This is a genomic window from Nocardioides sp., assembly GCF_034670285.1.
Classification (GTDB): Bacteria; Actinomycetota; Actinomycetes; order Propionibacteriales; family Nocardioidaceae; genus Nocardioides.
In genome coordinates, this window is the sequence record NZ_JAXMNS010000035.1 from 1 (window position 1) to 14,490 (window position 14,490).

At 69.3% G+C, this 14,490-nt stretch carries 15 protein-coding genes; 5 read left to right on the forward strand and 10 right to left on the reverse strand.

The window, feature by feature from the left end; genetic code table 11:
* Positions 1-34 precede the first annotated feature (34 nt).
* From VOI19_RS03095 to VOI19_RS03105, 3 genes are read right to left on the reverse strand one after another with little or no spacing between them, the layout of a single operon-like run.
* Positions 35-994 (reverse strand): carbohydrate ABC transporter permease, encoded by a 960-nt coding sequence (locus VOI19_RS03095; RefSeq protein WP_323791493.1) that lies wholly within the window; start codon positions 992-994, stop codon positions 35-37.
* A complete protein-coding gene (locus tag VOI19_RS03100) occupies positions 991-2,157 on the reverse strand; it encodes a sugar ABC transporter permease (protein WP_323791494.1) in 1,167 nt (388 codons plus the stop codon). The genes VOI19_RS03095 and VOI19_RS03100 overlap by 4 nt, the downstream gene beginning before the upstream one ends.
* Positions 2,154-3,470: an ABC transporter substrate-binding protein gene (locus VOI19_RS03105; RefSeq protein ID WP_323791495.1), complete on the reverse strand. Its 1,317-nt coding sequence runs from the start codon at positions 3,468-3,470 to the stop codon at positions 2,154-2,156. The genes VOI19_RS03100 and VOI19_RS03105 overlap by 4 nt, the downstream gene beginning before the upstream one ends.
* Positions 3,471-3,659: 189 nt before the next feature.
* On the opposite strand from VOI19_RS03105, the gene VOI19_RS03110 reads away from it, so the two are divergent.
* Positions 3,660-4,706 (forward strand): LacI family DNA-binding transcriptional regulator, encoded by a 1,047-nt coding sequence (locus VOI19_RS03110; protein ID WP_323791496.1) that lies wholly within the window; start codon positions 3,660-3,662, stop codon positions 4,704-4,706.
* Here the strand turns inward: VOI19_RS03110 and VOI19_RS03115 are convergent.
* Positions 4,696-6,555, reverse strand: a complete 1,860-nt coding sequence (locus tag VOI19_RS03115; protein ID WP_323791497.1) for a sulfatase-like hydrolase/transferase — start codon at positions 6,553-6,555, stop codon at positions 4,696-4,698. The two genes, VOI19_RS03110 and VOI19_RS03115, sit on opposite strands and share 11 nt — an antisense overlap.
* A 92-nt stretch (positions 6,556-6,647) precedes the next feature.
* Here VOI19_RS03115 and VOI19_RS03120 point away from each other — a divergent pair, with 92 nt between their 5' ends.
* Positions 6,648-8,336: a fumarate hydratase gene (locus VOI19_RS03120; protein ID WP_323791498.1), complete on the forward strand. Its 1,689-nt coding sequence runs from the start codon at positions 6,648-6,650 to the stop codon at positions 8,334-8,336.
* Here VOI19_RS03120 and VOI19_RS03125 read toward each other — a convergent pair whose 3' ends face one another.
* Positions 8,337-8,561 carry a hypothetical protein gene (locus VOI19_RS03125; protein ID WP_323791499.1) on the reverse strand — a complete coding sequence of 75 codons (225 nt, stop codon included), beginning with the start codon at positions 8,559-8,561 and terminating at the stop codon, positions 8,337-8,339.
* A 78-nt stretch (positions 8,562-8,639) separates the two neighbouring features.
* Here VOI19_RS03125 and VOI19_RS03130 point away from each other — a divergent pair, with 78 nt between their 5' ends.
* Positions 8,640-9,326 (forward strand): hypothetical protein, encoded by a 687-nt coding sequence (locus VOI19_RS03130; protein WP_416366312.1) that lies wholly within the window; start codon positions 8,640-8,642, stop codon positions 9,324-9,326.
* Here VOI19_RS03130 and VOI19_RS03135 read toward each other — a convergent pair.
* From VOI19_RS03135 to VOI19_RS03145, 3 genes are all read right to left on the reverse strand, one after another.
* Positions 9,323-9,913 (reverse strand): hypothetical protein, encoded by a 591-nt coding sequence (locus tag VOI19_RS03135; RefSeq protein ID WP_323791501.1) that lies wholly within the window; start codon positions 9,911-9,913, stop codon positions 9,323-9,325. The genes VOI19_RS03130 and VOI19_RS03135 overlap by 4 nt on opposite strands.
* 64 nt (positions 9,914-9,977) lie before the next feature.
* The gene (locus tag VOI19_RS03140) at positions 9,978-10,838 is read right to left on the reverse strand and encodes an O-antigen ligase family protein (RefSeq protein ID WP_323791502.1); all 861 of its coding nucleotides are present in this window, start codon (positions 10,836-10,838) and stop codon (positions 9,978-9,980) included.
* Positions 10,839-10,991: 153 nt separating this feature from the next.
* On the reverse strand, positions 10,992-11,399 hold the full coding sequence (locus VOI19_RS03145; protein ID WP_323791503.1) for a hypothetical protein: 408 nt from the start codon (positions 11,397-11,399) through the stop codon (positions 10,992-10,994).
* 94 nt (positions 11,400-11,493) lie between these two features.
* On the opposite strand from VOI19_RS03145, the gene VOI19_RS03150 reads away from it, so the two are divergent.
* Positions 11,494-12,903, forward strand: a complete 1,410-nt coding sequence (locus VOI19_RS03150) for a class II fumarate hydratase (RefSeq protein WP_323791504.1) — start codon at positions 11,494-11,496, stop codon at positions 12,901-12,903.
* The gene (locus VOI19_RS03155) at positions 12,900-13,604 is read left to right on the forward strand and encodes a class I SAM-dependent methyltransferase (protein ID WP_323791505.1); all 705 of its coding nucleotides are present in this window, start codon (positions 12,900-12,902) and stop codon (positions 13,602-13,604) included. The genes VOI19_RS03150 and VOI19_RS03155 overlap by 4 nt, the downstream gene beginning before the upstream one ends.
* Before the next feature lie 82 nt (positions 13,605-13,686).
* Here VOI19_RS03155 and VOI19_RS03160 read toward each other — a convergent pair whose 3' ends face one another.
* Together VOI19_RS03160 and VOI19_RS03165 are read right to left on the reverse strand one after the other, a co-directional pair.
* A complete protein-coding gene (locus tag VOI19_RS03160; RefSeq protein WP_323791506.1) occupies positions 13,687-13,935 on the reverse strand; it encodes a hypothetical protein in 249 nt (82 codons plus the stop codon).
* Positions 13,936-13,986: 51 nt separating this feature from the next.
* On the reverse strand, positions 13,987-14,448 hold the full coding sequence (locus VOI19_RS03165) for a hypothetical protein (protein ID WP_323791507.1): 462 nt from the start codon (positions 14,446-14,448) through the stop codon (positions 13,987-13,989).
* Positions 14,449-14,490: the final 42 nt, after the last annotated feature.

The window sequence follows — 14,490 nt, forward strand, 5'->3', positions numbered from 1 at the left end:
CGGGTCAGGTGGACCGGGGCTGGCGCGTGGGTGCTCAGCCCTTCACCGCCCCGGAGGTCAGGCCCCGGACGAAGAAGCGCTGGAGACCGAAGAAGACCACCATCGGCAACGCCATCGAGATGAACGCCCCGGCCGTCAACAGTTCCTGGCCGAGGCCCGCCGTCCCGATGAGGCCCTGGAGCTCGACGATCACCGTGGAGTTCTCCCCCGAGCCGAGGAAGAGCCGGGCGATGAGGAGGTCGTTCCAGACCCAGAGGAACTGCAGGATCGCGAAGGCTGCCAACGCCGGCACCGACATCGGCACGATGAGTCGCCAGAACGTCTGGAAGTGGCTGGCACCATCGATCTTCGCCGACTCGATCACCGTCTTGGGCAAGGTCGTCATGTAGTTGCGCAGCGTGTAGACGGCCAACGGCATCCCGAACCCGGTGTGGAGCAGCCAGACAGCGAGGTACTCGCCGCTGATGCCCAGGCCGCGGGGTCCCAGCAGGTTGAGCATGGGCTGGAAGGCCACCTGGATGGGCACCACCATCACCGCCACGATCGCGATGAAGAGCACGTCCTTGCCACGGAAGTTCATGAACGTGAACGCGTACGCGGCGAATGCCGCGAACATGATCGGAATGACGGTGGCCGGGATGGCTACGACCAGGCTGTTGATGAATCCGCTGCCGATGTCGGTGCCCTCGAGCACGCCGCGGTAGTTGTCGAAGGTGAACCCGAAGTTGGCCGGGTTGTAGAGCACCGTCCACCACCCCGACTCACTGGCCTCCGTGCGGTCGCGCAACGACGTGACCAACAGGCCGATGGTCGGGAGCAACCACAGGGCGACCAACGCCGTCATCACGACAATCGCGACGGGGCTGCGCCGACGTCCGTCCGACATCAGCCCCCGACCCTGCTTGGGCGGCTTGGTCGCCCGGCGGTCACCGCCGCTGCTCGGCGCGTCCGGCTGGCCGGCGGCCAGGCCGGCGGCCTCGATCCTGGTGCTCATGAGCTCACGTCCTCTCGACGGAAGTGCCGCACCTGGTAGACCAGCACCGGGATGATCGCGATCAGCAGCACGACGACGATCGCCGAGGCGGCTCCGGCGTCCTGACGCTTGAACAGCTCGAAGAAGAACAGGTTGGCGATCACGTTGGTGTTGAACGCGCCGTTGGTGAGCACGTAGACGATGTCGAAGATCTTCATCACCATGATCAGCACGGTGATGAACACCGTGATCGTGGTCCCCTTGATCTGCGGGATCACCACCCGCCAGAAGATCTGCCACTCGGTCGCCCCGTCGATGCGAGCGGCCTCGAGGGTGTCCTCAGGGACCCCCTTGATGGCAGACGAGAGCAGGATCATCGCGAAGCCGACCTGCAGCCAGATGACGATGACCATCAGCAGGATCGAGTTGAGCTTGGCGGTGTCGATCTGGAGCCAGGTCTGCGGGTCGCCACCGAAGGCGGTCCACACCGCGTTCAGCAGTCCGGTCTGCGAACGACCAGGGTTGTCGTAGGCGTAGACAAGACCCCAGATGGCCGAGGCGCCGACGAACGAGATCGCCATCGGGAGGAACATCAGGCTCTTGGAGACGCTCTCCCCGCGACGTCCGAGCTTGTCGGAGAGCACGGCGACCACGATCCCGATCGCCACCACGCTGGCGGGCACGATCAGCAACCAGAGCAGGTTGTTGATCAGCGTGGTCTGGAACTCCTCACGACCGAAGATCTCGATGTAGTTGTCGAACCCCACCCAGGCCGTGCTGTCGGCGTTGGCGAAGGAGTAGATGACCGTCTGCACCGCCGGGTAGAGCAGCACCAGACCGATCAGGCCGAACCCCGGCAAGAGGTAGGCGTAGGGCATGAACCGCTGCGACGCCGCGCTGGGCAGCCCCTCCACGAACATGTTGAGGAAGCGGAACAGCACGGCCGCTCCCCCGACCCCGACGGTGATCGCCACCACCGCCACGATCACCCGGTTGTCGAGGTAGATCCCCGGATAGATGCTGATGGACAAGAAGATCGTCCACATCAGGTAGCCGGTGACCACCATGCCGACGAGCCCGCCGACGATGCGCTTGACGTCGGCTCCGCCTCGGCCCCCCTCCTGAGAGGGGTCGGGCCCCGCCACCGGCGAACCGGTGATGGGGCCCTTCACGTCAGTGCTCATGACTCGGGCCAGGACGCCTCGATCGCGTCCAGCGTGTCTTGCGTCGACTGGCCGTTCTCCCACTTGACCATCTCGGTCCAGAAGGAGCCGGACCCGACGTCGGCCGGCATGAGGTCCGAGCCGTCGAAGCGGAAGACGTCGGCGTCGGCGGCGGACTGCGCGATGTCACGGGTGGTCTCGTCGGCGTAGTTGCTGGCGTCGAACGTCGCGTGCGGCGAGAGCCACCCGCCCGCCTCAGCCCACTCGGCACCGAACTGGTCGCTGGTCAGGAACTCCATGACCGCCTGGGTGTCCTCGTCCTCCCCGTTGAACGCTGCGGCGAGGTCGCCGCCGCCGAGCACCGGCGAGCCGTCGTAGCCGCCCTCGAACGGCGGGAAGTAGAAGGTGCCGACCGAGCCGTCGAGGTCGGACTGGACCTCGTCGGGATAGAAACCGGTCGCGAAGTTTCCCTGCCGGTGGAGGTAGCAGCTCGGCTCACCCCGGAACGCCGGGGTCATCGCGTCGGCGAAGCCGGTGTTGAGCACCCCGCTGGACCCGCCGAGCACCAGGTCGCTCTTGGCGATCTTGCCGAACTCGTCGAGAGCCTCGACGATCACCGGGTCGTTGAACGGGATCTCGTGGCTGACCCACTGGTCGTAGACCTCGGGTCCGCCCACGCGGAGCACCATCTCCTCCAGCCAGTCGGTGCCGACCCAACCGGTGGCCTGGTCGGACTCCCAGCCCATGCACCACGGGGTCACACCCGAGGCCTTGATGTCCTCCGACAGCGCCAGGAGCTCCTGGAAGGTGGCCGGCTCGGTGCTGAAGTCGGTGTCCGCGTAGGAGGCGGGATACCAGACGATCGACTTGACCGCCATCCGCATCGGGGCGCCGTAGACGGTGCCGTCCTTGGTGGCCGCCTCGAGGAATCCAGGGATCAGGGTCTCCTCGATCGCACCGACGTCGATCACGTCCTCGAGCGGAGCCATGTCGTCGGAGAGGTCGAGCAACCCCCCGGGCTGCGGGAACAAGCCGATGTCGGGGGCGTCCCCTGCGTTGACCCGTTGGACGACGGTGGTGGTGAAGTCAGTGTCGGCGGTGTACTCGACATCGATGCCCGACTCCTGCTCGAAGGCGGCCAGCGACGCCTCGAACGCATCCTCCTCCGCGCCGCCGAAGGCTCCCAGGATGGTGACCGTGCCGTCGCCGGACTCACCGCTGGCGACACCGCCCGACCCACCGCCGTCGCCGGAGGACAGGCAGCCTGTCGTCCCGAGCACGAATGTTGCCCCGACCCCGTACACCGCGATGCGGCGCCACGTGCTTGTCGTCATCTGTCGTCCTGACCTCTCGTTGTGGACCTCGCGAGGCGTTCCCCCCTCGCCCGACCGCAGTGCATCGGCTGTGCGAAAGTCATCCGATTCGCAAACGTTTGCATTCCGGTGGGACCACAGTGACCCATGTCACAGCGGTGCGTCAAGGGGGGTTACGCAAACGTTTACAAAATGGTTATCGTGATGAAGGTGTCCCGAGAAACCGAGCGGCTGCTGCCTGGCGACGTCAACATGGCCGACGTCGCCCGCCACGCCGGCGTCTCCATCGCGACCGTCTCGCGGGCGCTGCGCGACGTCCCGGGCGTGAGTGGACCGACCCGGCTCCGCATTCGTGAGATCGCCGCCGAGCTGTCCTACGTGGTCTCCCCCGAGGCGTCCAGCCTCGCGCGCGGCAGCACCGGGCGCGTGGCCGTCGTGGTGCCGCACCTCTCGGCATGGTTCTACGCCGCGATGCTGTCCGGCATCCAGCGTCGGTTGCACGAGACCGGTCGCGACACCCTCGTCTACCAGGTCAGCGACGAGGCCGAGCGCGCCTACTTCTTCGAGCACCTGCCGTCGCGGCGCAAGGTCGATGCCGTGATCCTGGTGGCCCTGCCCATCCTGCGCCGCGAGATCGAGCGACTCGACCACATCGGCGCCGACGTCGTCGTCGCCGGGGGCAGGCTCCAGAACCTCCCCCACGTCGTCGTCGACGACCGCGCGATCGCCCGCGCCGCCGTTCAGCACCTCGTCGACCTCGGTCACCGACGCATCGCGATGATCCGCACCAGCGACACCGAGGGCACGGTGGCGACCTCCGACGTGCTGCGCCACGAGGGCTTCCTCGCCGCCATGGCGGCCTCCGGACTCGACGTCCCAGAGGCCTACCTCGTCACCATGCCGTACGGCGTCCGCACCGGCGCCGAGGCGGTGGGCCGGCTCCTCGACCTGCCCGCGCCACCCACCGCGGTGTTCGCCTACTCCGACGAGATCGCGATCAGCGTGCTCGAGGGACTCCGGCGACGCGGGCTGCGCTGCCCCGAGGACCTCTCAGTCATCGGGGTCGACGGCCACCCGCTGGCCGACCTGTTCGACCTCACCACCCTCGACCAGCACGTCGAGCAACAGGCGGCGCACGCCGCCGACCTGGTGGTCGGCGTGATCGATCCCCACGACATTCCCCAGCGCGAGGTGGTCTTGGCGGCCACCCTCGTGGTCCGCTCCTCCACCGGTCCGCCGTCGACCCTCAGCGACTGAGGCGCCGGCACCGCTTCGGCTCGCAGTCGACCCACGCCTCCAGACGGCGGCGCAGGTCCAGGGCGTAGGGCAGGTCGTGGTCGGTGTCGAAGACGTTGACGTCCTCCCACGGGCGGTCGTAGCGATAGAGCTCCCACGCGAAGTCCTCGCCGTAGAAGTCGCGGTCGAGGTCGACGCGCACCAGCAGTCCCTCCTCGCCCCGCACCGCGACGAAGGAGGGGATGATGTCGAGGCGGCTGCCGCTGCCCAGGTCGGCATCCGGCTCCCCCGGGAGCACGGGGCCGTAGGTGTGCTCCATGAACACGTAGCGCCCGCCCTCGGCGTCCGGCCGGGCGAAGGAGTCGACGAAGCTCGTGCCCGCGCGCTGGCCGGACCGGCGGGCCCCGACCAGGTCCTCGATCGTCGGTGCCAGGTCGATGTTGTTGACGAACTGCGAGCGCGGACCGGGCTCGATCCCCGGACCGGCGACCACGAGGGGCACGCGGGAGTCGGAGTCGTAGGGCAGACCCTTGCCGCCGTTGAGGCTGTGCTGGCCGAGGTGGAACCCGTTGTCGGAGGTGACCACGAGGTAGGTGTCCTCGCGCAGGGCGCTGCCCAGCTTGTCGACCATGCGTCCGATCATCCGGTCGATCGACTGCGCCATCCGAGCGCGGTCGCGGTACTGCTTGGAGCCGCGCTCCTCGGTCAGCACGAAGGGCTCGGTGCGCCAGGTCGGCGCCTCGGTCACGAGACCGCCCTCGATGCTGTCGTCGATCCGGTACGGCGCGTTGTCGTCGCCGGGGTCCGCGTAGCCGGGCAGGTCGGCGACGGTGAGGTCGGCGCAGGTGGCGAGGCCGCAGTTGCCGTCGGGCTGCTTGCGGCGCGGTCGATCCTGCAGCGCCGGAGGGAAGAACGGCTCTCGCGGGTACGTCGGCTGGGTGCGGGAATGGGTGCCGTACGGCGCCACGTGCAGCAGCCACGGACGCTCGCGTCGCTCGTCGCGCCGCTGGTAGCGCCGCAGGAGGGTCATCGCCTCGTCAGCCACCACCTCACCGGCGTAGGTGCGGTCGACCACGCGCGGGCGCTCGGCCTCGCGATCGGGGGCCGGGAACTCGCGCAGAGCCAGGCTGGTGCCGCCGAAGCCGTCCTCGACGAGGTCGGTGACGAGGAACCCCCACCCCTGGTAGGCGCCTCCGCTCACAGCCGCGAAGTCGTCCCACCCGGGGATCACCTCAGGCGCGACGCGGTAGCCGGCGCTGACGAGCGGCGGCTCGTACTCGTTGAGGTACTTGCCGACGAAGCCCGTCGTGTAGCCGGCCTCCTGCACCGAGACGTTGTAGGAGCGCTCGGCGTTGTCGCCGGCGACGAAGGCGGGGTAGCCGCCCAGCGCACCCAGCGGGCCACCGGACGTGTTGGCCAGCACGCCGTTGAGGTGGGGCGGCAGACCGGTGAACGCGGCGGCCCGCGACGGGCAGCACAGGCTGTTGACCACGAAGGCGTTCTCGTAGGTCGCCGCCTGCTCCTGGAGGGCGACGAGGTTCGGCATGGTTCGCAACAGCTCGGTCGAGAAGTCGTCCATCACGACCAGCACGACGTTGGGCGGCTCGGTGGGACGGGCGGGCACCCCCGGCTCCTCGGGTGCGGGGGACTCCACGACGGCGGGTTCGGGCTGGGCGTCCAAGGGGTCCACCCCGACCCCCGCCCCGGTACGCCGTTCGGTGGGCGTGGGCGCGCCGCCGTCCGGCACCGGCACCACGGTCGGCACCAGCACGAGCAGCACGGCCAGGGTCAGACCACCGGCGAGGGTCGACACCACGGCCGCGAGCGCGTGGCGCCGCGACCTCCGTCGACGGCTGTGAGGAAGTCCCATGTGGGCGTCCATCCTGCCTCGTCGTGCTCGTCACGTACGGAGAATCGCCGGTCGGGGTCGGGTCGATGCAGCGACGGCACTAATCTTGCCGGGTGAGCACCGGTCCCGAGTTCCGCTATTCCGACCTCCTCCCGACGGGCGCGGACGACACGCCGTACCGCCTCGTCACGACCGAGGGCGTCTCGACGTTCGAGGTCGACGGACAGACCTTCTTGAAGGTCGCCCCGGAGGCCATCCAGCAGCTGACGGCTGAGGCGATGCACGACATCAGCCACTACCTGCGCCCGGCGCACCTGGCCCAGCTGCGCAAGATCATCGACGACCCCGAGGCGTCGGGCAACGACCGCTTCGTGGCCACCGACCTGCTCAAGAACGTCAACATCTCCGCCGGTGGCGTGCTGCCGATGTGTCAGGACACCGGCACCGCGATCGTGATGGGCAAGAAGTCCGAGGGCGTGCTGACCGGCGCCGAGGATGCCGCGGCGATCAGTCGCGGCGTCTTCGACGCCTACACCAAGCTCAACCTGCGCTATTCACAGCTCGCACCGCTGACGACGTACGAGGAGAAGAACACCGGCACCAACCTGCCCGCGCAGATCGAGCTCTACTCGACCGCGCAGGGCCCGAAGGGACCGGAGTACAAGTTCCTCTTCATGGCCAAGGGTGGCGGGTCGGCCAACAAGTCGTTCCTGTTCCAGGAGACCAAGGCGATCCTCAACCCGACGCGGATGCTGCAGTTCCTCGACGAGAAGATCCGATCGCTCGGCACGGCCGCCTGCCCGCCGTACCACCTCGCGATCGTGATCGGCGGCACGAGCGCGGAGTTCGCGCTCAAGACCGCCAAGTACGCCTCCGCGCACTACCTCGACAACCTGCCGACGTCAGGCTCGATGGATGCTCATGGCTTTCGGGACCTCGAGCTCGAGGAGGAGGTCTTCAAGCTCACCCAGTCGTTCGGGATCGGCGCGCAGTTCGGCGGCAAGTACTTCTGTCACGACGTGCGCGTCGTGCGCCTCCCCCGCCACGGCGCGTCCTGCCCGGTCGCGATCGCTGTCTCCTGCTCGGCGGACCGTCAGGCGCTCGGCAAGATCACCGCCGACGGCGTCTTCCTCGAGCAGCTCGAGACCGATCCCGCGAAGTACCTCCCCGAGACCACCGACGAGCAGCTCGCCGCTGATGCCGACGTGGTGAAGATCGACCTCAACCAGCCGATGACCGACATCCTGGCCGAGCTGACCAAGCACCCGGTCAAGACGCGGCTCTCGCTGACCGGGCCGCTGGTCGTAGCGCGCGACATCGCGCACGCCAAGATCCAGGAGCTCCTCGACGAGGGTGGCGAGATGCCGCAGTACCTCAAGGACCACGCGGTCTACTACGCCGGACCGGCCAAGACCCCCGAGGGCTACGCGTCGGGCTCGTTCGGCCCGACCACGGCGGGCCGGATGGACTCCTACGTGAAGTCGTTCCAGGCCGCTGGTGGCTCGATGGTGATGCTGGCCAAGGGCAACCGCAGCAAGCAGGTCACCGAGGCGTGCGACGAGTTCGGCGGCTTCTACCTCGGCTCGATCGGCGGCCCGGCCGCGCGCCTCGCCCAGGACTGCATCACCTCGGTCGAGGTGCTGGAGTATCCCGAGCTCGGCATGGAGGCGGTCTGGAAGATCGAGGTCCGCGACTTCCCGGCCTTCATCGTCGTCGACGACAAGGGCAACGACTTCTTCACCGACCCCTCCGGCGCGGTGACGGTGCCGATCTCGGGCATCCGGGTGCGCTCAGCAGAGTAGTCAGGCCGTGTCGCCGCCGTTGACCTCGGCGCCACCCTTGGAGTTCGGCCCGGTGATCCCGGCGTCTACCTCGCCCGACTCGTCGCTGGGCGACCCGGCGACCGACTGGTCGTCGGAGACTGGCGTGTCGGCCTCGGCCGGGTCCATGCCGCTGACCTCCGAGACCTGACCCTTCTGGTCGTCCTGGTCGTCCTGGTCGTTGCGGTCCTGCGCTACGTCGCTCATGCCGACCACGGTGCCAGCCCGGCCGCAACCGCGGCCCACCCCGAGGTGGGGCACGAACGATCGGCACCGGCGTGCAGGATGGGGGGGGTGGAGTACGTCGAGCTGGCCCGGACCGAGACCGAGCGTGGCGAGCTGGTGCTGCGCGAACGCGCACCCGACGAGCCCGGACCCACGATCCTCGAGCTGCGCGCCAACGGTGTCTTCGTGATGGACACCGTCGAGGTCGGCTCCGAGCGGGCGCTCGCCACGGCCGCCCTCGCGCTCGTCGATCAGCCGCGCGCCGTGGTGGTGGGCGGACTCGGCCTCGGATTCACCCTGAGCGAGGTGCTCGCCGACTCGCGCGTGGAGCGCTGCTCGGTGGTGGAGATCGAGCAGACGCTCGTCGGCTGGCTGCGCGACGGCACCGTGCCGCACGGTCCGGCCCTGCTGGCAGACGAGCGGGTCAACATCGTCGTCGCCGACGTCGCAGCGGCCGTCGCAGAGGCCGGCCCGGCGTCGTACGACCTGGTGCTCCTCGACGTCGACAACGGGCCGGGCTACCTGGTGCACGAGGCCAACGCCGAGCTGTACGGCACCGACTTCCTGCGCGCCGTCCAGCGGATCCTGCGACCCGGTGGGGTGGTGGCGATCTGGTCGGCCAACCGGTCCGGGGCTCTCGCGGAGGTGTTGTCGTCGGTCTTCGACGCCGTGGAGGAGCAACCCCTCGACGTGGAGCTGCAGGGACGGCAGACGCAGTACTGGCTCTACGTGGGCCGCTGTCCCTAGGAGCGCGGGATCGACGGCCCATCGCTGCGCGGCCGCGGCGCGCTGTCGGGGATCGGGTCGGCCGGTGCTGCGTCACCGATGGCCTCGTGGTCCTTCTGCCGGACCGCGCGACGGATCTGTTCGAGGTTGTTGCGGAGCAGGTCGGCGACGAGCTCGTCCATGCGGGGATCGCTCAGCATCTCGATCAGCACCCGGAGCACGGTCTCGCTGGCCTCGCCGACGACGCGCTCGTAGCCCGGCAGCTTGCTCACCAGTCGGGCGTTGGGGTCCTCGCGCACCTTCTCGGCGACCAGGGCCTTGAGCTCGTCGTGGTTCTCGAGCAGCGCGTCGGAGATGTTCTTGGTGTACTTGCCGGTCTGGATGACGGCCGACACCTCGTCGAGCACGACGATCGTCAGGGGTCGCTTGATGGGCCCGAGCAGCTTGTAGATGAGGCGACTGGCGCGCTGGAGCACCCAGGGCTGGCGCTTGCCGAAACGCACCAGGATGGCCCCGGTGATCGCGGCGAGGATCGATCCCGCCAGGAGGATCGCGACGATCAGTCCGATCACCTGCAGGGTGGTCAGGTCCTCCAGCCACTGCGACACGTTCTCGGCCCTCTCGTCCTCGGACAGGTCGCGACCACCGTAGTGGTCAGCCGGCCGATGAGGGTCAGCCGGCGATGTCGGCGTTGATGCCCAGCCCGCCGTCCCAGCCCGCAACAGCTGCCAGGACGAGGAGCGCCACCGCGGCGCCTCCCAGGAGCAGGGCTCGGCGACGGGGGACGTCGCCGTCCGGTCCGACGGGGGGAAGCGCTGCTGCGCCGGCCACTGCCGTCAGGGCCAGGATCGAGGGATAGGCCCAGTCGAAGTCCATGCCCGAGTGCAGCATCAGCACGAAGAAGATCACGAGGGCGCCCGGCTGGGTCCACTCCCCCGCCCGCAGCGACGACGGCAGCCTGCGCAGCCCCAGGAGCAGGATCACCGCAACGGCGGTGAAGACGGGCACCGTGAGGAGCAGCCCGCCGTCCGCCATGACCTGGAGGAAGCCGTTGTGCGCGAACGCCGTGGTGACCCCGTCACGGCGCTCACTGGCGATGGTCGTCGCAGCGTCGTAGGAGTTGAAGCCTGCGCCGCTGACGGGCCAGTGGCAGAAGATGTCCCACGCGCGACGCCAGTCCTCGAACCGCTGGGTGCCGTTGCTGACGAAGGTGCCGCTCCGGGCGGAGGTGCCCGCTATCGCCGAGGCCCGCTCGGTGAAGACCGGCGGGCCGGCCATGAAGACCGTGGTCGCCCAGGACAGAGCCGTGAGCAGCACGACCCGGAGGCCCGCGAGTCGGTGGCCACGGCGTGCGAACCCCATCGCTGCCAGCAGGACCAGGCCGAGGGCCAGGCCGAGCATCGAGCCACGGCTCGTGCTGAACACGGTCCCCTCGACGCACAGCGGGGTGAGGAACCACCCCAGGAGACGCAGGGGATCAGTGCCGCCGCGAGCCACGAGAACCGCACCGGCGAGCGCCCCGGCCGTCAGCACGATCCCGGCCTGGTTGTGCCAGTGGATGGTGCCGACGAAGAGGGTGCTCGGGTCCTGGTGGCCCCACCAGGCGAGCCAACCGCCGCTGAACTGGTAGACGCCCGACCCGAGGACCGCGACGACGAGGAGCGTCCGGCGCAGACGGGTGTCGGCTCAGGCCACGAGGACGAGCAGGAACTCTGCGGTGAAGACCATGGCGGCGGCCTCGTCGGCTCCGGCCGAGCCGGTGGGGGCGAGCAGCACCACGCCGTAGGCAGCAGCACCGACGGCGTGGCCGAGGAGCAGGGCGCGCGTCGGCAGCCGCCGCCACGGCCGTACGACGACGACAGCGGCCGCGAGCAGGAGGCAGCCGTAGGAGAGCAGATGGGGCTCGCGGCCACCGGTGCCACGCGCGAGGTAGACCGCCCACCACAGCAGCGTGAGGGCCACGGCGGCGTCGGCGAGCACCACGCGCGACCGCCAGGCCCGGGCCAGGAACAGCCTGCCGGTGGTCTGGTCGGGGCTCTCGTCCGCACGGTCGTCGGGGCGCGCCTCGGTTGACGACGGGGCGTGGATTCTCACGAGAGGGACATCGGTCCGCCCGGCCTTCGACTTGAGGGATCGGGCTTCACGAGTCCTCCCCCCGCCGAGCCCCGTAGTGGGTAACGTGAGGTAGATGAGCACGCACGACGACGTACGTATCGAGCACGACTCCATGGGCGAGATCGAGGTGCCCGCAGAGGCACTGTGGGGGGCCCAGACGCAGCGAGCGGTGGAGAACTTCCCCATCAGCGGAACGCCGCTGGAGCCGCGCCTGATCCACGCCCTGGGACAGGTCAAGGCGGCCGCGGCCGTCGCCAACGGCGAGCTCGACGTCATCACCACCGGACAGGCCACCGCCATCGCCGAGGCGGCCCTCGCGGTCGCCGGAGGTGCTCACGACGACCACTTCCCGATCGACGTCTTCCAGACTGGATCGGGCACCAGCTCCAACATGAACGCCAACGAGGTGATCGCCGCGCTGGTCGCTCGTGCCGGCGAGGAGAACGACAGCGACGTCGAGGCCCACCCCAACGACCACGTCAATGCCAGCCAGTCGAGCAACGACACCTTCCCCACCGCCATGCACGTCGCGATCACGCTCGCGGTCGTCGACGACCTCGTGCCGGCGCTGGAGCGGCTGGCCGAGTCGCTCGAGGCCAAGGCCGAGGAGTTCGGCCACGTGGTGAAGTCCGGGCGCACCCACCTGATGGACGCCACGCCGGTGATGCTCGGCCAGGAGCTCGGCGGGTATGCCGCCACCGTGCGCTACGCCGTCGACCGCCTGGGCGCGGTGCTCCCGCGAGTCCGCGAGGTGCCGCTCGGCGGCACCGCCGTCGGCACCGGCATCAACACGCCTCCCGGCTTCGCCGCCCGGGTCATCGAGCTCCTGGGCGAGGCGACCGGTCAGCCCTTCACCGAGGCCCGCAACCACTTCGAGGCCCAGGGCACCCGCGACTCGCTCGTCGAGCTCAGCGGCGTGCTCAAGACCGCCGCCGTCGGGCTGATCAAGATCTGCAACGACCTGCGCTGGATGGCGTCAGGGCCCACCACCGGTCTGGCCGAGATCCGTCTTCCCGACCTCCAGCCCGGATCGAGCATCATGCCGGGCAAGGTCAACCCCGTGCTGCCGGAGGCGACGCTGATGGTCTGCTTCCAGGTGATCGGCAACGACGCCACCGTGACGGCGGCCGGCGCGAGCGGCAGCTTCGAGCTCAACGTCGCGATGCCCGTGATCGCGCGCAACGTGCTCGAGTCGATCCGTCTGCTCTCCACCTCGAGCCGGCTGCTGGCCGAGCGCTGCGTCGACGGCATCACCGCTGATGCCGAGCGGATGCGTCGCTACGCCGAGTCGTCGCCCTCGGTCGTCACTCCGCTCAACCACCACATCGGCTACGAAGCCGCCGCCCGCGTCGCCAAGCAGGCACTGGCCTCCGGCTCGACCATCCGCGAAACGGTGATCGAGCTCGGGCACGTCGAGCAGGGCGACCTCACCGAGGCCGAGCTCGACGCCGCCCTGGACCTCGAGGGGATGACTCATCCATGAGCATGACCGACCGCGACCACGTGTCGAGGCAGTACGCCTCGGAGCTGAATCTCGAGACCCGCATCTCCGTGTGGCACCCGACCCTCGACGGCCGTGATCCCGCGTGCGAGGCCCTGCACGCGATCACGCACGACTCCCCCGCCCGGGTGCTGGAGGTCGGCTGCGGCACCGGAGCCTTCGCCTCGCGCATCGCCGCAGCCCTGCCGACGTCCGACCTGGTCGCCGTCGACCAGTCACCGCGCTTCATCGAGCTCACCTCGCGGCGCGGCCTCGACGCCCGCCGCGCCGACGTCCAGGACCTGCCCTTCGACGACGACAGCTTCGACACCGTCGTCGCGATGTGGGTGCTTTACCACGTCGCGGACCTGCACCGTGGTCTCTCCGAGCTGCGTCGGGTGCTGCGTCCCGGCGGTCGGATGGTGGCGGTGACCAACGGCGACGACCATCTCGCCGACCTACGACGCGAGGCCGGCGGCGAGCCCCTGCACACCCACTTCAGCAGTGAGAACGGCGAGGCCGCGCTGCTGCGGCACTTCGACGACGTGACGCGCGACGACCTGCCCACCCGCGCGTTCTTCCCCGACCACGCGGCCGCCGTGGCCTACCTGACCTCGTCGCAGGAGGACGTCGACTGGAACCTCCCGGTGTTCGACGGGCCGCGCGAGTACGGTGGCCACGCCACCGTGTTCGTGGCGCACTGACCTGACTCCGCTCTCGGGAGGACCACCATCAGCGACGAGCGCTACCTGCTGGTCGCCCGCTGAAAGCGCATCGCGGGGCGTGCTACTTCGGGCGCTGGCAGAAGTCGCCGGGACGCGAGCCCGGCAGGCTGTCGTTGCCCTCGACCCGCTCGAGGCAGGCCTCGTAGTTCTTCTCGGAGTTGTTGTTCTGACCCTGGATGATCAGCAGCGCTGCGGCCCCGATCATGATCGCGCCGGCCAGGACCACGGCGATGAAACGGATCAGGTCGGACCCCTCCGACTCCGGCGGCGGAGCGGATCCGTAGGGCAGGGTCGGTGCGGGCTCACTCACGACTCCATCGTCTCAGAGCGCTCAACCCCCAGCGCAGGTGCCGGTGGGCGTTCAGTACCAGCCGACGGACTCGCTGTGTCCCCACGCGCTGCACGGGCTGCCGTAGCGGTCACGGATGTAGCCCAGGCCCCAACGGATCTGGGTGACCGGGTTGGTGGCCCAGTCGGCGCCGGCCGAGGACATCTTGGAGCCCGGGAGCGCCTGCGGGATGCCGTAGGCCGAGGACGTCGGGTTGTCGGCGTAAGGGTTCCAGCCGGACTCGCGCATGTAGAGCGAGTCGAGGCAGCCGAACTGGTCGGCGGAGAACCCGAAGTCGCCGAGCAGTGCTCGAGCGATGTCGCGTGGGTCGGACTGCGAGAGCCGCTGGGCTCCCGAGTCGGCCGGGCCGGCGTCGTCGGAGAGCGCGGCGACCTTCAACGGATCTTCTTCGTCGCGCCGGTCGGCCGAGCGCGAGAGTGAGGGGGTCCGCTCCGGGGAAGCGGCCGCGGCGAGGGCGGCCAGTTCATTTACCATTCCGGTCGCCGAAGCGAAAATCCAGACGCCAAAAAATACAAT

Bases quoted from the DNA above. Each gene is read 5' to 3' on its own strand.
- VOI19_RS03095 (WP_323791493.1), bottom strand. From the start codon at position 994: ATGAGCACCAGGATCGAGGCCGCCGGCCTGGCCGCCGGCCAGCCGGAC.
- VOI19_RS03100 (WP_323791494.1), bottom strand. From the start codon at position 2,157: ATGAGCACTGACGTGAAGGGCCCCATCACCGGTTCGCCGGTGGCGGGG.
- VOI19_RS03105 (WP_323791495.1), bottom strand. From the start codon at position 3,470: ATGACGACAAGCACGTGGCGCCGCATCGCGGTGTACGGGGTCGGGGCA.
- VOI19_RS03115 (WP_323791497.1), bottom strand. From the start codon at position 6,555: ATGGGACTTCCTCACAGCCGTCGACGGAGGTCGCGGCGCCACGCGCTC.
- VOI19_RS03125 (WP_323791499.1), bottom strand. From the start codon at position 8,561: ATGAGCGACGTAGCGCAGGACCGCAACGACCAGGACGACCAGGACGAC.
- VOI19_RS03130 (WP_416366312.1), top strand. From the start codon at position 8,640: ATGGGGGGGGTGGAGTACGTCGAGCTGGCCCGGACCGAGACCGAGCGT.
- VOI19_RS03150 (WP_323791504.1), top strand. From the start codon at position 11,494: ATGAGCACGCACGACGACGTACGTATCGAGCACGACTCCATGGGCGAG.
- VOI19_RS03155 (WP_323791505.1), top strand. From the start codon at position 12,900: ATGAGCATGACCGACCGCGACCACGTGTCGAGGCAGTACGCCTCGGAG.
- VOI19_RS03165 (WP_323791507.1), bottom strand. From the start codon at position 14,448: ATGGTAAATGAACTGGCCGCCCTCGCCGCGGCCGCTTCCCCGGAGCGG.